Raw genomic sequence first — 23577 nt, 5'->3', positions numbered from 1 at the left:
TGGAAGCATAAAGATTGAAATAGAGAAGCATCCAAAAATAGACACAATCCTCTGTGAAAATCTGTGAAATCCGTGGTTAGAAAATTTAACTGCAAAGACCATAAACATTTTTAGGCCTTTATTGAAACCATAATACTATGAAAAGAATTGTACTAATCCTATGTGCAACCCTGGCAGCCCCTTTATTTTTTGCTCAGAGCCATTATATATACCCATTCAGAAACCCGGATCTTCCGGTTAATGAAAGAATAGAGAACCTTCTTACTTTGCTGACTACAGAAGAAAAGATTGGAATGATGATGGATAATTCCCAGGCAGTTCCCCGTCTGGAAATTCCTGCCTACGGATGGTGGAATGAAGCACTTCACGGAGTAGCAAGAGCAGGAACAGCCACTGTTTTTCCACAGGCAATCGGGATGGCGGCCACATGGGATGTTCCGGAGCATTTTAAAACTTTTGAAATGATTTCTGATGAAGCACGGGCAAAATACAAAAGATCTTTTGATGAGGCTCTAAAAACAGGGCGGTACGAAGGACTGACCTTTTGGACCCCAAATATCAATATCTTTCGTGACCCAAGATGGGGAAGAGGCCAGGAAACTTACGGTGAAGACCCTTATCTTACCTCTGTTCTGGGCGTTGCTGCAGTAAAAGGTCTGCAGGGAAACGACCTAAAATATTTTAAAACCCACGCCTGTGCCAAACATTTTGCGGTACACAGCGGACCGGAATGGAACCGTCATTCCTATAACGCAGAAATCTCCAAAAGAGATCTGTATGAGACGTATCTTCCCGCTTTCAAAGCATTGGTTCAGGAAGGAAATGTAAGAGAAGTAATGTGTGCCTACAATGCTTTTGACGGACAGCCATGTTGTGCAAACAATACTTTACTTACTGAAATCCTCCGTGGAAAATGGAAGTATGACGGAATGGTGGTCTCAGACTGCTGGGCACTGGCCGATTTCTTTCAGAAAAAATACCATGGCACTCATCCTGACGAAAAAACAACCGCAGCAGATGCCTTGAAACATTCTACAGATCTGGAATGCGGAGATACCTATAACAATCTGAATAAATCTCTGGCAAGCGGACTGATTACCGAAAAGGATATCGATGCATCAATGCGAAGAATTCTGAAAGGCTGGTTTGAGCTGGGAATGCTTGATCCGAAATCTTCCGTTCACTGGAATACCATTCCATATTCTGTAGTCGATTCTGAAGAACATAAAAAGCAGGCACTGAAAATGGCACAAAAGTCAATTGTGCTGATGAAAAACGAAAAGAATATTCTGCCTCTCAGCAGAAGTATTAAAAAAATTGCCGTTGTAGGTCCGAATGCTGATAACGGATTGATGCAGTTAGGAAACTACAACGGAACGCCTTCTTCCATTGTAACGATTTTAGATGGAATCAAAACCAAATTCCCGAATGCTGAAATTATGTATGAAAAAGGAAGCGAAGTAACAGACCCTTCATCCAGAACGTCACTCTATCAGAATTTTATCAGTCAGAAAAATGGTGCGAAAGGAATGAAAGTAACGTTTTTCAATAACAATGAATTTAAGGGTCAACCGGCAAACATTTCCGTAAATTCTACTGCCATCAGCTACAACAGTTTTGGAGGAACCCAGCTTGCGCCCAATGTAGGAAGAGAAAATACCTCAGCGATTATTTCAGGGGTTTTCAAAAGTACCTATACAGGAGATGTCGTGTTTTCTGCTTCCACTTCTGACATCTATACACTCTTCGTTGACGGAAAAGAAATCGCAACAAGGAAAGGACCTGATGCAAGACATCCTTCGGAGTTTCCTGTAAAAATGGAAAAAGGGAAAGAGTACCAGATAGAACTGCGTCATACACAAAAAGGAAAATATGTAAGCATCAGCTTTGAAGTGTATAGAAAAGACCCTGTCAATTTTGCTTCGGTAAGAGAAAAGGTGAAAAATGCAGACGTCATTGTCTTCGCAGGCGGACTTTCACCAAGTCTGGAAGGTGAAGAGATGATGGTGAATGCAGAAGGCTTCAAAGGAGGTGACAAATCTTCCATTGCCCTTCCTAAAGTCCAGCGGGACCTGTTGGCGGATCTTAGGAAAACCGGAAAACCTGTTGTTTTTGTTCTTTGTACCGGAAGTGCTCTGGGATTGGAACAGGATGAGAAAAACTATGATGCCTTGTTGAACGCCTGGTATGGCGGACAGTCCGGAGGAACTGCTGTGGCAGATGTTTTGGCAGGAGATTATAACCCTTCCGGAAAATTACCCATTACTTTTTATAAAAATCTTGAACAGCTGGACAACGCTCTTTCAAAGACAAGCAAACATGAAGGATTTGAAAATTATGATATGCAGGGGAGAACCTATCGTTATATGACGGAAAAGCCTCTTTATGCATTCGGACACGGTTTGAGTTATTCAAAATTTGCTTACGGAGATTCAAAACTGAGCAAAAATACGATCAGTACCAACGAAAACGTGACTGTCACAATTCCGGTAACCAATATTTCAGAAAGGGATGGTGAAGAAGTCGTTCAGGTCTATATCAAAAGAAATAATGATGCCCAGGCACCGGTAAAAACCTTAAAGGCTTTTGAAAGGACTTTGGTTAAATCTAAAGAAACAAAAAATATTCAATTGACCCTCTCCAAAGACTCATTTGCATTCTACGATGAAAAAGCAGATGATCTGGTTTCAAAACCCGGCGAGTATACCATTTTTTATGGCGGAACTTCTGATGATGCGGGATTAAAAAGTATTCCGTTAACAGTAAAATAAAAATTGATTCAGGATAAATTGAGACATGCTTTAGCTTTCAAAATATACGATATATGACAACAAAAAATAAAATATTTTCCATTGCAATTTCTCTGAGCGCTGCTTTTTTTTCGGCTCAGAATAATACGGTCCATACATTTAATCTGGACCTTAAAGAAAGCCCGGCACCTATTAAAATACAGCCTACCATGTATGGGATTTTCTTTGAAGACATCAATTTTGCCGCAGACGGCGGATTGTATGCGGAATTGATTAAAAACCGCAGCTTTGAATTTGATGAACCATTCACAGGCTGGAAACAGCCCAATACAAAAACGCTCTCTCCTAATCTGGATTCCGGATTTCTGACCATTTATTCCGACCCTGCCAAAACCAATAAAAATTACGCAAGAATTACTGTTCTGAATGATAAAAATTATATTCTGGAGAATGAAGGTTTCAGAGGAATAGGGCTTCATCAGGGAGAACAATTTGATTTCAGCTTTGATCTGGAGAATGTTTCAGGAAATATTGCTGCGGTAAATGCAAGTCTTGTTGATGAAAGCGGTAAGGAAATTTCTTCAGTCTCCATACTTATAAAAGGAAAGGGATGGCAGAGATATACAGCCGTTTTTAAGTCACCACAAACTGTAGAAAAAGCAAAACTGCGAATTACATTTACCGGAAACGGCATCGTGAACATGGATATGATCTCCCTCTTCCCGCAGGACACCTGGAAAGGCAGAAAAGGAGGCTTACGAAAAGATCTGGTTCAGAAATTATATGATTTGCAACCGGGATTTCTGCGGTTTCCGGGAGGCTGTATTGTTGAAGGAAGAACGCTGGCAGAACGGTATCAGTGGAAAAAAACAGTGGGAAATGTAGCAGACCGTGAATATCTGATCAACAAATGGAGCACCGGATTTCCGCACAGGCTTACACCGGATTACGGACAGTCCTTCGGGTTAGGATTTTTTGAATATTTCCAGCTTTCCGAAGATCTGGGTGCAGAACCGGTTCCTATTCTGAGCTGTGGTATGGCTTGTCAGTTCAATACGGCAGAACTGGTGAAAATGGAAGACCTTGATCCCTACGTTCAGGATGCTTTGGATCTGATTGAATTTGCCAACGGAGATTCCGGAACAAAATGGGGGAGAATCCGTAATGAAATGGGACATCCAAAGCCTTTTAATTTAAAATTTATCGGAGTGGGAAATGAACAGTGGGGAGCAGATTATATCGAACGCTATAAAGTTTTTGAAAAAGCCATTCATGCAAAATATCCTGACATTAAGATCATCTCCGGAAGCGGACCGTCACCCGATGGCGAGTTCTTCGAATATGGCTGGAAAGAACTGAAACAGCTTAATGCTCAGATTGTAGATGAACATTATTACAATTCACCAGAATGGTTCATGAAAAATGCAGGAAGATATGATCAGTATGACCGTTCCGGGCCAAAAGTTTTTGCCGGAGAATATGCAGCCCAATCAGTAGGAGTGGTAAAACCTGATAATAAAAATAACTGGCTGACAGCCCTTTCAGAAGCCGCTTTCATGACCGGTCTTGAAAGAAACGCAGATGTGGTCTATATGACTTCCTACGCACCGCTTTTTGCCCATGCTGATGGCTGGCAGTGGACGCCCGATCTCATCTGGTTCAATAATCTGAAATCTTATGCAACCCCAAACTATTATGTTCAGAAATTATTCTCCAACAATAAAGGAACGGATGTACTGAAAATAGAAAGCAACGGAAAAGCAGTATCCGGACAGGAGAAATTATATGCTACAGCAGTAAAAGATGCAAAAACTCATGAGATCATTATTAAAATGGTCAATACTGATACTCAGTCTAAGATAATCAATATCAATCCCGGAACTCTGAAACTTGGCAAAAAACTAACCCAAATTTTTCTGTCTGCACCAGAGCTTTCCAGTGAAAATAATTTCGATACTGAACCTGTAAAACCTAAAGAAGAGATTTCTAGCTCTAAAAATGGGAGAATCTCCACTGAAATCCCTGCCAATTCTTTAGTTGTTTTAAAGGTGAAATCAATTTAATTAATTGATAATTAAATTATTATAAATAATAAGTGTGTTTTTTACATTTATTTAAAATAGAATCTTATATTTGTTTTTATCTCATCAGGAGAAATTGAAATCTCACTAATTAAAAACGTTTCACCACCATGAAAAAATATGTTATCGGGCTGGACTATGGTACAGACTCCGTACGGGCCGTCCTTATTGATACTGAAAACGGGTCGGAAATAACTTCTTCAGTCAGCTACTACCAGAGATGGAAGGAAGGTAAATTTTGTAATCCCTCAGCTAATAGTTTCAGACAGCATCCTTCAGATCATATGGAAGGCCTGGAGAAAACCATTTCAGAAGTAGTAAGAGAAAGCGGGATACCGCCGGAGCAGATCGTCAGTATTTGTATAGACACTACAGGCTCTTCACCACTACCAGTAACAAGTGATGGAGTAGCCTTAGCATTGGTTCCCGGATTTGAAGAGAATCCTAATGCTATGATGGTTTTATGGAAAGACCACACCGCCATCCGCGAAGCCGAAGAAATCAATACCCTGGCAAGAACATGGGGTGGAGAAGATTATACAAAATATGAAGGCGGCATTTATTCTTCAGAATGGTTCTGGGCTAAAATATTGCACATCAGCAGAGCAGATGCAGAAGTAAAAAATGCAGCTTATAGCTGGATGGAACACTGTGATTATCTGACTTTCCTTTTATCTGATCATAAAGACCTGGCCACCTTCAAAAGAAGCCGTTGTGCAGCAGGCCACAAAGCCATGTGGCACGAGTCATGGGACGGTCTGCCCTCTGAAGAGTTTCTCAACAGGCTTGATCCTTCTCTGGGAGAGCTCAGAGGAAGGTTATACCGGGAAACGTATACTTCAGATGAAATAGCAGGATATCTGAATGAAGAATGGGCCGCTAAAACGGGTCTTACAACCCAGACCATTATTACAGTAGGAACTTTTGATGCCCATTCAGGAGCTGTGGGAGCAAGAGTGGAAGAAAATACACTGATCAGGATTATGGGAACTTCTACCTGTGATATTATGGTGGCCTCACAAGAAGCTATTGGGGATACAACGGTAAAAGGAATCTGCGGACAGGTTGACGGCTCCGTAATTCCAGGACTGATAGGGCTTGAAGCAGGGCAGTCTGCCTTTGGAGATGTGCTGGCATGGTATAAAGATATCCTGATGTGGCCGGTTCACCAGGTTATGATGCATTCCGAAAATATTTCAGATGAACAGAAGACAAAGCTCGCAGATGAAATGGAGGTAGGACTTATCAAAAAATTAACCCTTGAAGCAGAAAAAATTCCTCTTTCAGATACCGTTCCGATTGCCTTGGACTGGGTAAACGGAAGAAGAACACCGGATGCAGATCAGGAACTTAAAGCAGCGATCAGTCAGCTTTCTTTGGGAACAAAAGCACCCCATATTTTCAAAGCTTTGGTGAATGCCATTTGTTTCGGAGCTAAAAAGATCGTTGACCGTTTTGAAGAGGAAGGTGTGAAAATCAATAAAGTGATTGGGATCGGAGGAGTAGCAAGGAAATCGCCGTTTATCATGCAGACACTCGCTAATGTTCTGGATATGCCGATTGTTGTTGCCGCTTCGGACCAGACTCCTGCGCTGGGGGCTGCTGTTTATGCGGCCGTATCAGCAGGAATTTATCCGACCGTTCAGGATGCCAGCATGAAAATGGGCTCCGGATTTGAAGCGGAATACCAGCCGAAAGCTGAAGAAGTACAGTACTACAGAGAACTAATGCAGCAATACCAGAAGCTCGCTGATTTTGTAGAATATAATACCAAGCTGAAAAACAACAGGAAAGAACTTCAGAATTTCTGATTCATCAATTTTAACTTTTTGAATGACACTCAAATGAATACCTATAAAGAACTCCAAAGAGAATGTTATGAAGCCAATATGCAGCTGGATGCCCTGAAGTTGGTGGTTTATACCTTCGGGAATGTAAGCACTGTAGACCGTGATAAAGGCATTTTTGCCATTAAACCCAGCGGTGTTCCTTACGACATTTTAAAGCCGGAAGATATGGTGATTCTTGACTTTGATGCCAATGTCATTGAAGGCAGGCTCAGACCTTCTTCCGACACCAAGACCCATGCTTACTTGTACAAAAACTGGGAAAATATCGGTGGGATTTCCCACACTCATGCGATCTATTCCGTGGCCTGGGCACAGGCACAAATGGATATTCCTGTTTTCGGAACCACCCATGCAGATCATCTTACGACAGATATTCCCTGTGCTCCACCTATGCGGGATGAACTCATTGAAGGAAACTACGAATACAATACAGGAATACAGATTCTGGAATGCTTTAAAGAAAAACAACTCTCTCCTGAAGAAGTAGAAATGGTCCTGATTGGAAACCACGGTCCGTTTACATGGGGGAAAAATGCAGAGAAGGCAGTCTACAACAGTAAAGTGCTGGAGACCATTGCCGAAATGGCTTATCTCACCAGACAGATCAATCCTGATGCAGAACGTCTGAAAGACTCACTCATCAAAAAACACTATGAACGTAAACATGGTAAGAATGCTTATTACGGACAGGAATTTAAACACTAAACACTTCAACATAAACAACTATTAACGATCAACAAAATTATGTTAACACCTCTCAATACCAAAGAAGTCTGGTTCATCACAGGAAGTCAGCATTTATACGGACCTGAAACATTGGCCCAGGTAGCAGACCACTCACAAAAAATTGTGGCAGAATTGGAAAAATCTTCTTTTATCCCGGTAAAAATTATGGTAAAGCCAACGGTAAAAACTACCGAAGAGATATTTGAAACCATTGCAGCAGCCAATCATGCAGAAAACTGCATAGGAGTAATTACGTGGATGCATACCTTTTCACCCGCTAAAATGTGGATCAGAGGATTAAAAATTTTACAGAAACCTCTTCTGCATCTGCATACCCAATTCAACAGAGATATTCCGTGGTCTACCATGGATATGGATTTTATGAATCTCAACCAGGCCGCTCATGGTGACCGTGAATTTGGTTTTATGGTCAGCAGGCTCCGAAAGAACAGAAAAGTCGTGGTAGGGCACTGGTCAGAAGAAAGAGTTCAGAAACAGATTGGCGACTGGAGCCGTGTTGCTGCAGGTTGGGACGACTGGCAGGGAGCTAAATTTGCACGATTTGGAGATAATATGCGATTTGTAGCCGTTACAGATGGTGATAAAGTGGAAGCTGAAACCAGGTTCGGTTTCTCAGTCAATACCTGGGGAATTGGTGATCTTGTAGGCGTTATCAATTCTGTAGGTGAAGGAGAAATAAAAAGTCTGATGGAAGAATATGAGTCTTCTTATCACATGGCAGCCTCCCTTTTGGAAGGTGGGGCCAACAGGAGTTCACTGCACACCGCCGCCAAAATTGAATTAGGGCTTGAAAAATTTTTAAAAGACGGAGGATTTAAAGGATTTTCAGATACCTTTGAAGACCTTCACGGCCTGGAACAGCTGCCTGGAATTGCAGTACAGCGCCTGATGCAGAAGGGCTACGGATTTGCAGGAGAAGGAGACTGGAAAACAGCAGCACTGGTACGTGCCATGAAAACAATGGGGCAGGGCCTTGAAGGAGGAAATGCCTTTATGGAAGATTATACCTATCATTTAGATCCTTCCAATCCTTCCATTTTAGGTTCCCATATGCTGGAAGTAGATCCTGTGCTGGCAGCCGGAAAACCTTCATGTGAGATCCATCCGCTCGGAATCGGAGGAAAAGCAGACCCGGTTCGTCTCGTTTTTAACTCCAGAGGAAATATTGATTCATTAAACGCTGCTTTAATGGACTTTGGAAATCATTTCAGACTGCTGATCAACAAAACCAGAGCATTGGAAATTACAGAAGAGCTGCCAAAACTTCCGGTAGCAAGAGTTTTGTGGAAACCACTTCCTGATTTATATACGGCTGCAGAAGCCTGGATACTGGCAGGAGGTGCACACCATACATGTTACAGTGAAAATATTTCAGCAGAACAGCTGGAAGATTTTGCTGAGATAGCAGGCATTGAATCATTAGTCATTGATGAAGATACCAGAATACGTGATTTTAAAAATACACTTCGTTGGAATGAAATGTATTATCGTTAATTAATTTTAAAAAATATGTAAATAATTATGAAAAAAACAACACATAATGGCATTTTTATTTTATTATTTTTAATTATTTTCGGCTGTAAAAAAGAAAATAATAAACAGGATATTTCAGGAAAAATGGAGAACATTTCTACTTCAGACTATGGAGTTACGCCAAAAGACGATTCTATTAAAAAATATACTTTGACCAATAAAAACGGGATGAAAGTTGAGGTCATCAACTTCGGTGGGATTATCACTTCTTTAACCGTACCTGATAAGAATGGGAAATACGAAGATGTAGTGCTTGGCTTTACAAAACCAGAAGGATATTTTGATGGCAACCCTTATTATTTCGGGGCTTTGATCGGAAGATACGGCAACAGGATTGCCAATGCAAAGTTTACACTGGAAGGGAAAACTTACGAAATTGATAAAAATGACGGTCCCAATAGTCTTCACGGAGGAAAAGAAGGATTTCATACCAGATTCTGGAATATTGAGGCCGTAAAAGATGCGAAATTTCCGACATTGAAATTATCTTATACCAGTGCAGATGGTGAAGAAGGATATCCGGGAAAATTAACAACAACCGTTTTCTACACGCTTACAGACGATAATGCTTTGGAAATTTCCTATGAAGCAGAAACCGATAAGCCTACAGTGGTGAATCTTACCCAGCATTCTTATTTTAACCTGTCCGGAAATTTTACTAAAACGATTACCGATCATGAAATGCAGATTAATGCAGATAAGTTTTTACCTGTGAATGAAACTCTGATTCCTACCGGTGAGCAGAAAGCGGTAAAAGGAACTCCCTTTGATTTCACGGTTTCAAAACCCATCGGAAAAGATATCAATGCAGACGATGATCAGCTGAAAAAAGGAAAAGGATATGATCACAACTGGATTCTGAATGGTAAGGGTCTCAGAAGCATAGCCAAAGTCTATCATCTGGAAACAGGAAGACTGATGGAAGTCTTTACAGATGAACCTGGTGTACAGTTTTATTCCGGTAATTTTCTTGACGGAAAGTTTGATACCAAAACAGGAGGTAAAAATGAATTCAGAACAGGATTCTGCCTGGAAACCCAGCATTTCCCGGATTCACCGAACCAGCCTTCTTTCCCTTCCACAGAATTGAAGGCAGGGCAGAAATACCAGTCGAAAACCATCTATAAATTCTCCGTTAAAAACTAAACTATGGGAAAATTAGCAACTATTGATATCATCATATTCCTGATCTATTTCGTAGTGGTAGCCTCCTACGGACTATGGATCTATAAAAAGAAAAAATCTGAATCCACAGGAAGTAAGGATTATTTCCTTGCGGAAGGATCTTTGACCTGGTGGGCTATCGGAGCCAGCTTAATTGCTTCCAACATCTCCGCTGAACAGTTCATCGGAATGAGCGGTGAAGGTTTCTTTGTCGGAATTGCCGTTGCCGCCTATGAATGGATTGCTGCTCTTGCGCTGATCATTATTGCAGTCTGGTTTATACCGATCTATCTTAAAAATAAGATTTATACCATGCCCCAGTTTCTGGAGAGAAGGTATAATAAATCTGTTTCACTCATCATGGCAGTATTCTGGCTGTTTCTGTATGTTATCGTGAACCTTACTTCCATTCTTTATCTCGGAGCTCTTGCCATTGATACCTTATTGGGAGGAGAGCACCTTCACGGTATTATGATCGCCCTTTTGCTTATGGCCCTTCTGATTGGACTCGGAGGAATGAAAGTAATCGGGTATACAGACGTTATACAGGTGGCTGTTCTTATTATCGGCGGTTTTGCAACGGTGTATATGGCTTTACAGATTGTGGACCAGAGAATCAACGGAGCGGCTGTAGGGAATGCGCTGGCTGGTTTCAATACCCTGATTAATGAGGCTCCGCAGCATTTTAAACTGATTCTTGAAAAACCAGCGACCACCACTACCACTTTGGATATGCCTCAGAACCTGGAGGTACAGAAATATGTGGTATTGCCAGGTCTTGCTATGTATTTTGCCGGCCAGTGGATTGTTAATCTGAATTATTGGGGATGCAATCAGTATATTACCCAAAGAGCATTGGGAGCAGACCTGAAAACGGCAAGAACCGGAATTCTGTTTGCTGGTTTTCTGAAGCTATTCATGCCTGTGATTGTTATGCTTCCGGGAATTGCAGCGTATGTATTATATTCCAAAGGACACCTTCCGGGATTCAACGGAGTGAAAGATGGAGCGTATTCTGCAATATTGGGATTTTTGCCTGTGGGACTTAAAGGATTGGCCATTGCCGCTTTGACGGCAGCAATTGTAGCTTCACTGGCAGGAAAAGTAAACAGTATCTCAACTATTTTTACACTGGATATCTATAAGAAATATCTTAAAGCAGATGCCACCGAAATTCAGATGGTAAGAACAGGCCGCTGGGTTATTATTATTGCGATGATGGTAGCATTAGCCTTTACCTGGACAGACGTTTTGGGGATTGGTGGAGAAGGAGGTTTTACCTTTATCCAGAAATATACAGGTTTTATCAGTCCGGGAGTATTTGCCATGTTCCTTCTGGGAATGTTCTGGAAAAGAACGACTGGTACAGCTGCTTTGGTAGGAGTGATCTTAGGTTTTGTCCTGGCCATTTTCTTCAACAGTTTTGCTGTGGGTATTTTCGGAAAAGAAACCTGGATGTATACGGCATTCACGTATGAAAAACTGGAGAATGGAGTGGTACATACTATTACCGAGATTCCTTTCCTGATCAATATGGGATGGTCGTTTTTTATCACAATAATTGCCATGATACTCATCAGTCTTGCGGGTCCTAAAGTAAATCCTAAAGCCTTTGCCATTGATGCAACGATGTTTAAAGTGGACAACAGAACACTGGTTTTGATTGTGATGACACTGCTTTTACTGACTGCTTTATATGTAAGGTTTTGGTAAATACTGAATATGACAAAGTGAATAGTCAATAGTGAATTCGTTTCACTGTCAATTTTTTAAAAAAACTTACCATTAACTTGCGAAGCAAAATTGACTTTTCACATATGATAAAAAAACAGGATGCTTAAAAAAGCATCCTGTTTTTTTATCATATCTTTTGATATACCTAGTTCATCCCGATATATTTGAACTTGAACAACTGACAGGAGGTACCATAATAATCCCAAAGGTGTAAATTTGAATTACCGTCCATGGTACAGTTAGGAATATCCCAGCCACGTGTAGGATCCACCTTGGATAGTATTTTGTAATAACCATTGGAGACAGCAACTACCTGCCAGCTCTGTGCATCGTTACTATAGCTTTGCCAAAGCCGGATTGAAGTTCCCAGGGTATTACTGTTACTTGCCAAATCAATGCAACGGTTTGTTGTACTTGCTTTAGATATAAAACGCCAGTAGCCATTACCTGCGTCAATAGCAACCCATCGCTGTGCCGTAGCTCCATTCCTTGTCCATGGTCTTAATACTGCGCCATTGGCGTCCTCTCCCGATTTCAGATCAAGTACTTTATTAGAATCGGTCTGAAATTCAATTTCGTAAACACCATTATTAACCAGACTACTGGTGGTGTTACAGTTTGAAACAGGATAATTGGAGGATGCATATTGCTGGAACCACTGTTTAGTTGGTGCGGCGCAGGCTTCCCAATCGTTGTTGTAGGCTGTTCCTGCATTAGGATCGCCCTTGTGGAGGAGATTATCCGGGGCAAGAACATTGCAGCTTACATTACCGGCTTGATCCACAATATATTTTAAATTGGCGCCAAAGCCGTTTCCGCCTGCTGTGCCGGTGGTGCCGGTGCCGAAGGTACCGTATCCCTGTGGTGCCCAGTCGGTCTCGGTAATGGCGATCGGTGCAATATCTGCAATTGGTTTAACATTGATGTTCCATGCATTTTGAAAGGCTTGATAGTTGTTGACACCACCCCAATAACCAGGGTATATGTGAACAGCGTAGCCAATATTACCTCCTGTGATCTGGTTATTGACATAACCTTGATAATGCGATTGCCAGCCCGTACCCGGAATCCAGCAAACATTATTAGCCCCGTTGTTGCGAATGATGTTAACCAGTGGCTGAAAGAAATTTTTGAGTGCTGCAAAATGTTCATTGCCTGTTGTTCCCCATGTACCGTTTGTACCTTGGATCTCAACAGGTTCGTTGGCTAATTCAAACATCACATTGTCAGCATTCTTTAAACCCGGATGTTGTGATAAAAAGGTCCATACGGTTTTAAGGTAACTATGATAGGCATCGTTTACAGCAATACGGCTTGGACATACACCCGGTGGGCGTAGGATGACATACATTCCTCGGCTTCGGGCATGGTTGATCAGAGGGATGATCACCTGATCCGTATACGTTACCAAGCGGTTATAATTGAATCTTGAGATATCATTTTCGGGAATAGCTGGACCAGGATCATTAGTCCAATATGGATCAATATGAAGACGAATGTAATTGAGATACCAGCCATCAGCAGTGCTGCTGAGCTTGTTTATAACAGCTTTGTTATAGTTCAGAGCACCCTGTACATTATAATTATCCCAGGTACAGTAGCCGGAATTGGCACCATATTGACAGCCATTGAACCAGGGACTAGGGGTGATGGCAACACCATGTAAGACAACGTTATTGTCGCAGGGATCTTTGAGGTACTTACCACCAACATGCAGGGGCGGTGTTGTTGCCAATGCCAATAAAGATGCTCCTTCATTGGCATTGACTCTTAGGTTTCTTTCAGATTCTTCTTGTAAAGTTTTTTCTTCTATCCGTGAACAGCTGGAAAGAATGGTTAGTAGGAAGGCCAGAAGTAGCCACATTTTGTTTGTTCTCATAATTTATATATTTAAAGGGTTATTGATCTTATTTTTTTAGTCATCAATATCTCGGTTCCTTAACCTACGCAGGAGTATTGGGGGTAGATAAGTGAAACTTCTTAATCTTTATTGATGCTGGATTTGGATAAGGTTAGATGTCATATTTTCTATTATACTGACTAACCTGCTTGTCTCCCGGCTTTCTTTACCTAATTCTCCAACATTAGTTTCGGGTAAGACAATGGAATCATCTCTATTCGGTTTCGGATTTGAAAATCTTTTCTTCACTTTTCTAGGTTTCTCACGTATGTAAGTATAGAGTTGTGAAAATTTGATTTACTGATAAATATGGTTATTAATTTTGTATAAAAATACATATATTATTAAATATAAATTAATATTTTGTTAAAAATTAACATAAAATTTATTATCATAAATAAATTAATTGACCAATACTTGTAATGCGGTCTATTATGGGGAAAAACAAAAAACCTTATCATAAATTTTCATTACGATAATCATGGGAAAAGTCGGAATGACTGTTTGGCTAGCCTGAAATTTTTCATATTAACATAAAAAAAATCTCACGGAAGTGAGATTTTTATTCATCTTAAAACCATAGATGGATATGGGATCCGGAATGTTGATGATAAGTTTTTTTTGGTTTAATTTTTCAATCCTAAAATGCTGCTTTTCTGAAAACCCTTTTTTATCAAAAGAAAATTAAGCCGGTTGTAAATATTAGATCTTAAACATAAATCCCTGTGAGATTTTTTTGTTATATTTTTTTTCGTCAAAGTGGTAAAGAAAAGACCCTTTTCTCGATGAGGTCATATCCTTTTTATTAGTGTTAACAAGGATGTCCATGCTGTTGATCTTGCTGGTAAAATTCCGTTTATCGAATTTTTCATCAAAAATAGCCTCATAAAGATTCTGAAGATCCTTCATTGTGAATTTTTCTGGGAGAAGTTCAAATCCTATAGGTCCTGTGGATGCTCTTCTTCTCAGTCTGGCAACAGCATCCTTTACCATTTTATTATGATCGAAAATAAGTTCAGGTGCTTTCTGAAGCTCAACCCATTCTGCACTGTACTGTTCATTGATCCGAATATCTTTCTCAATATTGATCAATGCATAATAGGAGATAGACATAATTCTAGCTGTTGGTTCACGCTGGATTTCCGTGTAGCATTTCAGCTGCTCAAGATAAATGTTTTCAAGACCAGTTAATGTATATAAAACCCTGTTAGCTGCCTCATCAGAAGTCTCGTCATTGCCAATGAAACCACCCATCAGCGACCATTTGCCCATCTGTGGATCAAAATTTCTTTTTACTAAAAGGATTTTAAGATTTTCACCGTCAAAACCGAAAATGATACAGTCAACAGCGACAAGGTGTTTGGGATATTGGGAGTAATCCTCAGTCATCTTTTATATTTTATACAAAGGTAAAGCATTTATGGATATGATTTTATATAAATGTTATTTGTACACTTTTAAATAAGAACCATTTATTTCATTAAAATTATCCCCTATGTGTATTTTGGGAGGTAAAACCATCATCAAAACCGGAAAATATCACTGAAATCAGGTTAATCATACATGAATTGAATGTTAAAATTGTGTTAAAATTAAAATTGGGATTAATAATAATCAATAAAACAGGCTTAACGTTAAAAATACGATAAGGTATTTATTATATCGTTGAAATTTTTACCAAAACATATCCTGAATTCATTTTCATAGGGAATCCTATGATTTTAAAGTTTTGTTTTTCTGTTAATTAATTATCTTATTTTTTATGATAAGGTAGTGTGTTTTTTGTTGTTTTTAGGGCTTTATAGAAAGTTTTAAATGAAAAAATAAGTCAAACAGGCTCTGGAAATGTTTCGTATATAGATTCTTTCCATTACTTTAGAAATGTTGAATTAACATTTATCCATGATCCCAAAACTTTCAGTCCTTTTATTGTGTTTTGCTTCATTTACCTCAGCGCAGGTGAAGAAGAGAATTCACTATTTTCCTTTGGAAACTGTAAAGTTATCAGAGAGTGTTTTCAGCAAAGCTATGACGGCAGACCATAAGTACCTGATGACCTTGGAACCGGATAGATTATTGGCTCCTTATCTTAAAGAAGCCGGATTGAAAACAAAAGCAAATAATTACCCCAATTGGGAAAACACAGGGTTGGACGGCCACATAGGAGGACACTATATTTCCGCATTATCCCTGATGTACGCCTCTACAGGAGATAAGGCAATACAACAGAGAATTGATTATATGATCAGTGAACTGGCACGCTGTCAGAATACCTCTCCGGATGGATACATTTCAGGAATTCCTGACGGAAAAAAGATTTGGAAAGAAATTAAACAGGGAAACATTCGTGCTTCAGGCTTCGGGTTGAACGACCGATGGGTACCTTTATATAATATTCACAAACTGTACTCAGGATTACGCGATGCCTATTGGTATGCAAAAAGTGAAAAAGCAAAGACAATGCTGATCAGACTTACGGATTGGATGATGAATGAAGTCGCAGATCTTTCCGATGAACAGATACAGGATATGCTGCGCAGTGAACATGGAGGGCTTAACGAAGTTTTTGCGGATGTTTATGATATTACTCATGATAAAAAATATCTGCAGCTGGCTCACCGCTTTTCGCATCAGGCTATCCTTACCCCTCTTTTGTCAGGAGAAGATAAGCTTACAGGTTTACACGCCAATACACAGATCCCTAAAGTAATCGGATATAAGCGTATTGCCGATCTTGAAAATAACGAGCCATGGAGTAATGCTGCTGATTTTTTCTGGCATAACGTTACAGAGAAAAGATCTTCAGTTATTGGAGGTAACAGTGTCAGTGAGCATTTTAACCCTGTCAATGATTTCAGCAGCATGATAAAAAGTATTGAAGGTCCGGAAACCTGCAATACTTATAATATGCTCAAACTGACCAAAGAGCTGTTTGCAACGCTTCCCGAATCATATTATATGGATTATTACGAAAAAGCATTATATAACCATATTCTTTCCACGGAAAATCATGATCAGGGAGGTTTCGTTTACTTTACTCCGATGCGTCCTGGGCATTACCGTGTTTATTCACAGCCTCAGACCAGCTTCTGGTGCTGTGTGGGATCCGGAATGGAAAATCATGCCAAATATGGGGAAATGATTTATGCCCGGTCGGATAAGGATTTATATGTCAACTTATTTATTCCTTCCACGCTTACATGGGAAAAGGAAAAAGTAGTGCTTCGCCAGGCCAATAACTTCCCGGAAGTTCCTGAAACAACATTGATCTTTGATGCTGCAGGAAAGTCAGAATTTGATTTAAAACTGAGATGTCCGGACTGGACCACCCCTTCAGAAGTAAAAATTCTAATCAATGGAAAGCAGGAAAAAGTACAGCGTGGTTCAGATGGCTATTTTACGCTGACTAAAAAATGGAAAAAAGGTGATGTTGTGAAAATGATTTTACCCATGCATCTTTCCGCAGAACAACTGCCTGACCATTCCAATTATTATGCATTTAAATACGGACCTGTAGTGCTTGCCGCAAAATACGGAACCGAAAACCAACAGGGGGTACTTGCGGATGACAGCAGAGGCGGCCATATTGCTCACGGTCCGCAAATCCCTTTAAACGAAATTCCCGTTATCCTTGGAAACTCTTCAGAAGTTGTCAGTCATGTTACGCCTTCGAACAATAAACCGCTCAACTTTGCCGTTACAGGGCTTTATCCGTCTGAAAAATTTGGAAAAGGTTTAGATCTTGTGCCATTTTACAGTATTCAGGCAGAAAGATATATTCTGTATTGGCCGCAGGCGGACAAAAACGCAATAGAAAATATATTGAAACAAAGAGCAAAAGAAGAAGCGGAAACCAGAAAGCTGGATATGATCACTGCAGATAAGATCCAGCTGGGCGAACAACAGCCGGAATCAGATCATTTTATAGAAAGCAAAGACTCTGATACAGGATATATGGAAGACCGTCATTTCCGTGATGCCAAAGGCTGGTTCAGTTACCGGATGAAAAATGCCGGAAAAAATGCTTCATACCTTTACGTTCTGTATTTTGATGCGAATACTAACCGTACGCTGAATATTGAGATCAACAGTAAAACAATCATTGCCCAAAATATGGAAGGAAAGTCTGGAAGCTCACCTCAATATCTTGTTGTTCCGATACCGGATTCAGAGAAGAATAAAGAAAACCTTACTGTAAAATTCCTGGCAGAAGAAAAATTAACAACTGCTAAAGTTATCGAAATCCGATTACTGACCGGAAATTATAAAAAAAATAAAAACTGAAACAAATAAAAAACAGATTTTTCCCATGAAAAACAGAACCTTATACTTATTATTTTTTTTGGCAGCCATTTGCAGTTTTCATGCAAAAGTAAGGCTTCCTGCTTTGGTTTCAGACGGGATGATCCTTCAGAGGAATCAAGACCTGAAGATCTGGGGATATGCAGATGCAGGAGAAAAAATTACGATTAAGTTTATCAATAAAACATATAATGCCACCACTGACCAGAATGGTAACTGGGCTCTTGTACTTCCAAAGCTCAATGCCGGAGGCCCATATACCATGACGATTAATGAGATTACCCTTAAAGATATCCTTATTGGTGATGTGTGGGTAGCTTCAGGACAATCCAATATGGAACTTCCGATGCGCAGGCTGATACCTCTTTATGAAAGCGAAATTAAAAACGCCCATAATCAGAATATAAGATTCTTCACGGTTCCGCAGAAATATAATTTTAAAGCTCCGCAAAATGATCTTGACGGCGGGAAATGGGAAAGCACAAACCCTCAGACTATTCTTAATTTTTCCGGGGTTGCTTATTTCTTTGCCAAAGAACTGAACGAAAAAAATAAAGTTCCTGTAGGAATTATTCATACAAGCCTGGGAGGCTCTCCGGTTCAGGCCTGGATGGATGAAAAATCACTGAAAAAATATCCGGAATATCTGACTGAAGCAGAAAAATGGAAAAATGATGACCTGATACATTCTACAGAATCCCAGGAACAGTCACTAAGCAAAGCATGGTATGGAGAGCTTGATCAGAGCGATATTGGGCTGAATCAGCACTGGGAAAAAGATAATGCAAACGATTCCGGATGGAAAACCATGATGCTGCCGGGATCATGGGAGGATCAGGAAGGTTCGTTTGACGGGTCGGTATGGTTCCGTAAGGAAATTATCCTGCCTAAAGGAGCAGACCAGAAAACAGCATTTTTAAATCTGGGAAGGATAAAAGATGCTGATGTTACATATATTAACGGAGTTAAAGTAGGAAATGTAACTTATGAATATCCGCCACGCTGGTATGACATTCCGAAAGGTGTTTTAAAAGAAGGGAAAAATACAATTACGGTAAGAGTAATGAACGGCAGCGGAAAAGGACAGTTTATTGCTGATAAGCCGTATTACCTTGAAATCGACGGACAAAAAACAGACCTGAAAGGCGAGTGGAAATATAAAATAGGAGCCAGAATGGAAAAAATGGCTCCCGGACAGACATTTATCCGCTGGAAACCGGTAGGACTTTATAATGCTATGATTAACCCGTTGATTAATTATAAGATCAAAGGATTTATCTGGTATCAGGGGGAAAGCAATACAGGAAAGCCAAAAGAATACGGAGATTTACTGTCAACAATGATCTCAGACTGGCGTTCAAAATGGAACAAGAAAGATATGCCATTCCTGATTGTACAGCTGGCCAATTTTATGGAGAAAAAAGATGAACCCCTGGACAGCAATTGGGCTGAGCTGAGAGAACAGCAGAGACAGGTTTCTCTTCATGTTCCTTATGCTGGTCTTGCAGTAACTATTGATGTGGGAGAATGGAATGATATTCATCCGCTCAATAAAAAAGCAGTGGGTGACAGGCTTGCTTTACAGGCCCTGAAAATCGGGGAAGGCAAAAAAATCATAGCCGACGGACCCGTTTATCAGTCAATGAAAACAGAAGGGAAAACCATTATTCTATCTTTTAAACCCGGTACAGATGATCTGGTACAGGGAGAACTGAAAGGTTTTGCCATACAGCAGAAAGACGGTCGTTATCAATGGGCAAAAGCAGAAGCAAAAGGCAATAAAGTCATTGTATGGAATGATCAGGTGGATAGTCCTGTCAATGTACGCTACGACTGGGCAGATAATCCTGATGGGAATCTTAAAAATAAAAGCGGGCTTCCTGCTTCACCTTTTACAACAGAAAAAAATTAATTTAACATAGAAAACCTTATCAAAATCAATGGATAATCAGCCACAAAAAATATCGGTAATAGAGAAAGTGGGGTACAGCTTAGGAGATCTGGCGGCCAACCTTGTTTTTCAAACCTTAGTTACTTACCTGACTTATTTTTATACAGATATTTACGGATTAAAACCAGAGGATGCCTCTGTCATCACCCTTACCGTAGGTTTAATTGCCGGATTTGGCTTTAACCCGCTTATCGGAGCACTGGCAGACCGTACAAGCTCACGATGGGGGAAATTCCGTCCATGGATTTTATTTACTGCTGTACCGCTTGGTATTGCTGCACTCTTAGCCTTCAGTACCCCTCATTTTTCTTATCAGGGCAAAATGATCTATGCTGCGGTCACCTATTCATTATTATTGTTGTTATATGCTTCCAATAACTTACCCTATGCTGCTTTGAGCGGGGTTATTACGGGAGATATGAGTGAACGTAACAGTATTTCTTCGTATCGTTTTGTAGCGGTGATGTTTGCCCAGTTTTTTGTGCAGGTTTTTATGCTGCCTATCATTTTATATGTAGGCCATGGAGACAAAGCACAGGGAATTGAGACCGTGATGACATGGCTGGCAGTGATAGGATCCGTAATGCTGCTGATCACCTTTTTTACAACCAAAGAAAGAATTATTCCGAAGCCGGACCAGAAGTCAAGCCTGAAAGAGGATTTAAAAGATTTATTTCAGAACAGACCGTGGATTATTATGCTTACTGTGACAGCATTCATATTTATCACACTGGCCATGAAAGGAGGATCTTATGTATATTATTTTAATAACTATGTGGATGAGAATGCTCTCAAAAGTTTTATTTCACCTATTACAGCATTTTTTAATTCTGCAGGGATGAATTTCTTTGGGGAAGACCCGAAGTCTGCAGGATTCGGATTATTTAATGCAGGGGGAATTGTGATGATGATCGTAGGGATTACCTTCTCTAAAAAACTCGCAGACCGATTTGGAAAACGGGACACTTTTATAGCGTCATTATTCATTTCTACCTTGTTTATCCTTGCTTTTATATTCTATCCTCCGAAAGCAGTGGGAATTATGTTCTTGTCACAGATTTTACATGGATTCTTTTACGGAATCAGTACTCCGCTTTTGTGGGCTATGATTGCTGATGTGGCCGATTATTCAGAATGGAAGAACAACCGCAGGGCAACAGCTATTATCTTTTCTGCCATGATGGTAGGACTGAAAGTGGGTCTCAGTATAGGGAGCTCTTTGGTAGCACTGATTATAGGAAAATACGGATATATTTCCGTACATGGAAATGAGCAGGTTATTCAGCCGGAAACAGTGGCGGCAGGGGCCAAAATGCTTGTGAGTATTTTCCCGTCCATACCATTTTTCATTGCCTGCGGACTGCTTTTATTGTATAAAATCAACAAAAAAATGGAAGTTCAGATTGAAAAAGATCTGGCTGAAAGAAGAAAATAAAACTAACAATATGAAACGTATTTTAATTGGTTTGGCAGCAATTACCGCTTCAGGTCTGTCGGCACAGAAAACTGATGGCACTTTAAAAAAAGTATTTCAGGATAAATTCTACATCGGTACGGCGATGAGCCTTCCCCAGATTGACGGTACAGACCAGAAAGCAGTAACTATTATCAAAAAACAATTCAGCTCTATTGTTGCTGAAAATTGCATGAAATCTATGTTCCTGCAGCCTCAGGAAGGAAAATTCTTCTTTGATGATGCCGATAAATTTGTTGATTTCGGGATGAAAAACAATATGTTCATCATCGGGCACACTTTAATCTGGCATTCCCAGCTTCCAAAATGGTTTTTTTCAGATAAAAATGGAAAAGATGTTTCTCCGGAAGTATTGAAACAGCGCATGAAAAACCACATTACAACGGTAGTTTCCCGTTACAAAGGAAAAGTAAAAGGATGGGATGTGGTAAACGAAGCCATTCTTGAAGACGGATCCTACAGAAAAAGTAAGTTTTATGAAATTCTGGGTGAAGATTTTATTCCTTTGGCATTTCAATATGCACAGGAAGCCGATCCCAATGCAGAATTATATTACAACGATTATAATGAATGGTATCCTGAAAAGGTAAAAACAGTCATTAAAATGGTTGAAAAACTTAAATCAAGAGGAATCCGTATTGATGGGGTAGGAATGCAGGCCCATGTTGGCATGGATAACCCTTCCATAGATGAATATGAAAAAGCAATTCTGGCGTATTCCAATGCCGGAGTTAAGGTCAATATTACAGAACTTGAAATTAGTGCGCTGCCTTCTCCATGGGGAAGCTCTGCCAATGTTTCAGATACTGTTGCCTATCAGAAAGAAATGAATCCTTACACTAAAGGACTTCCCAAAGAAGTAGAAATGAAATGGGAAAAGCGTTACCTCGATTTCTTTGGTTTGTTCTTACAACATAAAGATAAAATAAGAAGAGTAACCTTATGGGGCGTTACCGATAAGCAGTCCTGGAAAAATGATTTTCCGGTGAAAGGAAGAACAGATTACCCGCTACTGTTTGACAGGAAAGATCAGGAAAAGCCTGTAGTACAAAAAATAATAAAGCTGGCAGAGAAAAATTAAAATCAATAGAATTTTTACTTAATGAAAAAATCAAAATATTTATTCCCGGAAGACTATATGGCAGACCCTTCCGTTCACGTTTTTGAAGATAAAATCTATATCTATCCTTCTCATGACCGCGAAAGCGGAATTGAAGAAAACGATAACGGAGATCATTTCGATATGAATGATTACCATGTCTTCTCAATGGATGATGTGGACGGCGGAGAAATTAAAGACCATGGTGTAGTCCTTTCGGTAAAAGATATTCCATGGGCGGGAAGACAGCTGTGGGATTGCGATGTAGCCTTCAAAGACGGCAAATATTATATGTATTTTCCTCTGAAGGATCAAAATGACATCTTCAGAATCGGGGTTGCAGTGAGCGACAAACCTTATGGACCTTTCATTCCTGAAAAACATCCGATAATGGGAAGTTACAGCATCGATCCCTGCATTTTTGAAGATAAAGGAAAATATTATATGTATTTCGGAGGAATCTGGGGCGGACAATTGCAGCGCTACAGAGATAATAAAGCGCTTGAATCTGCTGTAATTCCTGAAAATAATGAGACTGCAATCCATTCAAAGGTGGCTTTGTTAAGCGATGATATGCTTGAATTTGCTGAAGCGCCTAAAGAGGTTGTTATCATCGATGAAAACGGAAAACCACTGCTTCATGGTGATAGGCACCGTTTTTTTGAAGCATCATGGATGCATCAGTACAATGGTACATATTATTTCTCTTATTCTACGGGAGATACCCATCTGATTTGCTATGCAACCGGGGATAATCCTTACGGGCCGTTTACTTTTCAGGGAGAAATTCTTACCCCGGTAGTAGGCTGGACTACCCATCACAGCATTGTGGAATTTAAAGGAAAATGGTATCTGTTTTTCCATGATTCTGTTCCGAGTGGCGGTAAAACATGGCTGAGAAGTATGAAAGTAATTGAACTGGAATATGATCAGGAAGGTAAAATCAAGACCATTGAAGGTCTGGAAAACCAGCCATAATCATCTTTAATTTA

14 protein-coding genes are annotated in these 23577 nt (G+C 40.0%); 12 read left to right on the top strand and 2 right to left on the bottom strand.

From position 1 onward, the window contains the following. Positions 1 to 137 precede the first annotated feature (137 nt). The 7 genes from CHSO_RS16940 (at position 138) to CHSO_RS16910 (ending at position 11838) form a co-directional block, all read left to right on the top strand. A complete protein-coding gene (locus tag CHSO_RS16940) occupies positions 138 to 2771 on the top strand; it encodes a beta-glucosidase (RefSeq protein WP_045498497.1) in 2634 nt (877 codons plus the stop codon). 53 nt (positions 2772 to 2824) lie between these two features. Further along, a complete protein-coding gene (locus CHSO_RS16935; protein ID WP_045498495.1) occupies positions 2825 to 4813 on the top strand; it encodes an alpha-L-arabinofuranosidase C-terminal domain-containing protein in 1989 nt (662 codons plus the stop codon). Positions 4814 to 4941: 128 nt separating this feature from the next. After that, on the top strand, positions 4942 to 6642 hold the full coding sequence (locus tag CHSO_RS16930; RefSeq protein ID WP_045498493.1) for a ribulokinase: 1701 nt from the start codon (positions 4942 to 4944) through the stop codon (positions 6640 to 6642). 33 nt (positions 6643 to 6675) lie between these two features. Further along, the gene (locus CHSO_RS16925) at positions 6676 to 7386 is read left to right on the top strand and encodes an L-ribulose-5-phosphate 4-epimerase (protein ID WP_045498491.1); all 711 of its coding nucleotides are present in this window, start codon (positions 6676 to 6678) and stop codon (positions 7384 to 7386) included. A gap of 39 nt (positions 7387 to 7425) precedes the next feature. Further along, complete coding sequence (gene araA, locus CHSO_RS16920; protein ID WP_045498483.1) at positions 7426 to 8922, top strand: L-arabinose isomerase; 1497 nt, start codon at positions 7426 to 7428, stop codon at positions 8920 to 8922. Between the two features lie 27 nt (positions 8923 to 8949). Continuing rightward, positions 8950 to 10107: an aldose epimerase family protein gene (locus tag CHSO_RS16915; protein ID WP_045498480.1), complete on the top strand. Its 1158-nt coding sequence runs from the start codon at positions 8950 to 8952 to the stop codon at positions 10105 to 10107. 3 nt (positions 10108 to 10110) lie between these two features. Next, a complete protein-coding gene (locus tag CHSO_RS16910) occupies positions 10111 to 11838 on the top strand; it encodes a sodium:solute symporter family transporter (RefSeq protein ID WP_045498478.1) in 1728 nt (575 codons plus the stop codon). Between the two features lie 166 nt (positions 11839 to 12004). Here the strand turns inward: CHSO_RS16910 and CHSO_RS25125 are convergent, their stop codons facing one another. Further along, positions 12005 to 13738 carry an RICIN domain-containing protein gene (locus CHSO_RS25125; protein WP_052480633.1) on the bottom strand — a complete coding sequence of 578 codons (1734 nt, stop codon included), beginning with the start codon at positions 13736 to 13738 and terminating at the stop codon, positions 12005 to 12007. Positions 13739 to 14461: 723 nt separating this feature from the next. Continuing rightward, positions 14462 to 15148 (bottom strand): NUDIX hydrolase, encoded by a 687-nt coding sequence (locus tag CHSO_RS16900; protein ID WP_045498475.1) that lies wholly within the window; start codon positions 15146 to 15148, stop codon positions 14462 to 14464. A 513-nt stretch (positions 15149 to 15661) separates the two neighbouring features. Here CHSO_RS16900 and CHSO_RS16895 point away from each other — a divergent pair. Genes CHSO_RS16895 through CHSO_RS16875 form a run of 5 tightly spaced genes read left to right on the top strand, consistent with a single transcriptional unit; the run spans position 15662 to position 23563 of the window. Next, a complete protein-coding gene (locus tag CHSO_RS16895) occupies positions 15662 to 18043 on the top strand; it encodes a glycoside hydrolase family 127 protein (RefSeq protein WP_052480632.1) in 2382 nt (793 codons plus the stop codon). Positions 18044 to 18068: 25 nt separating this feature from the next. Next, positions 18069 to 19973 (top strand): sialate O-acetylesterase, encoded by a 1905-nt coding sequence (locus CHSO_RS16890; protein WP_045498473.1) that lies wholly within the window; start codon positions 18069 to 18071, stop codon positions 19971 to 19973. Between the two features lie 28 nt (positions 19974 to 20001). Beyond that, positions 20002 to 21447: an MFS transporter gene (locus CHSO_RS16885; protein ID WP_045498471.1), complete on the top strand. Its 1446-nt coding sequence runs from the start codon at positions 20002 to 20004 to the stop codon at positions 21445 to 21447. Positions 21448 to 21457: 10 nt separating this feature from the next. Continuing rightward, positions 21458 to 22567, top strand: a complete 1110-nt coding sequence (locus CHSO_RS16880; protein WP_045502779.1) for an endo-1,4-beta-xylanase — start codon at positions 21458 to 21460, stop codon at positions 22565 to 22567. Positions 22568 to 22588: 21 nt separating this feature from the next. After that, positions 22589 to 23563, top strand: coding sequence for a glycoside hydrolase family 43 protein (locus CHSO_RS16875; protein ID WP_045498465.1), 975 nt, complete (start codon positions 22589 to 22591; stop codon positions 23561 to 23563). Positions 23564 to 23577 lie beyond the last annotated feature (14 nt).

The organism is Chryseobacterium sp. StRB126 (genome assembly GCF_000829375.1).
Lineage (GTDB): Bacteria > Bacteroidota > Bacteroidia > Flavobacteriales > Weeksellaceae > Chryseobacterium.
This window is presented reverse-complemented; position numbering and strand designations above follow the sequence as displayed.

Bases quoted from the DNA above. Each gene is read 5' to 3' on its own strand.
- CHSO_RS16940 (WP_045498497.1), top strand. From the start codon at position 138: ATGAAAAGAATTGTACTAATCCTATGTGCAACCCTGGCAGCCCCTTTA.
- CHSO_RS16935 (WP_045498495.1), top strand. From the start codon at position 2,825: ATGACAACAAAAAATAAAATATTTTCCATTGCAATTTCTCTGAGCGCT.
- CHSO_RS16930 (WP_045498493.1), top strand. From the start codon at position 4,942: ATGAAAAAATATGTTATCGGGCTGGACTATGGTACAGACTCCGTACGG.
- CHSO_RS16925 (WP_045498491.1), top strand. From the start codon at position 6,676: ATGAATACCTATAAAGAACTCCAAAGAGAATGTTATGAAGCCAATATG.
- araA (WP_045498483.1), top strand. From the start codon at position 7,426: ATGTTAACACCTCTCAATACCAAAGAAGTCTGGTTCATCACAGGAAGT.
- CHSO_RS16915 (WP_045498480.1), top strand. From the start codon at position 8,950: ATGAAAAAAACAACACATAATGGCATTTTTATTTTATTATTTTTAATT.
- CHSO_RS16910 (WP_045498478.1), top strand. From the start codon at position 10,111: ATGGGAAAATTAGCAACTATTGATATCATCATATTCCTGATCTATTTC.
- CHSO_RS25125 (WP_052480633.1), bottom strand. From the start codon at position 13,738: ATGAGAACAAACAAAATGTGGCTACTTCTGGCCTTCCTACTAACCATT.
- CHSO_RS16900 (WP_045498475.1), bottom strand. From the start codon at position 15,148: ATGACTGAGGATTACTCCCAATATCCCAAACACCTTGTCGCTGTTGAC.
- CHSO_RS16895 (WP_052480632.1), top strand. From the start codon at position 15,662: ATGATCCCAAAACTTTCAGTCCTTTTATTGTGTTTTGCTTCATTTACC.
- CHSO_RS16890 (WP_045498473.1), top strand. From the start codon at position 18,069: ATGAAAAACAGAACCTTATACTTATTATTTTTTTTGGCAGCCATTTGC.
- CHSO_RS16885 (WP_045498471.1), top strand. From the start codon at position 20,002: ATGGATAATCAGCCACAAAAAATATCGGTAATAGAGAAAGTGGGGTAC.
- CHSO_RS16880 (WP_045502779.1), top strand. From the start codon at position 21,458: ATGAAACGTATTTTAATTGGTTTGGCAGCAATTACCGCTTCAGGTCTG.
- CHSO_RS16875 (WP_045498465.1), top strand. From the start codon at position 22,589: ATGAAAAAATCAAAATATTTATTCCCGGAAGACTATATGGCAGACCCT.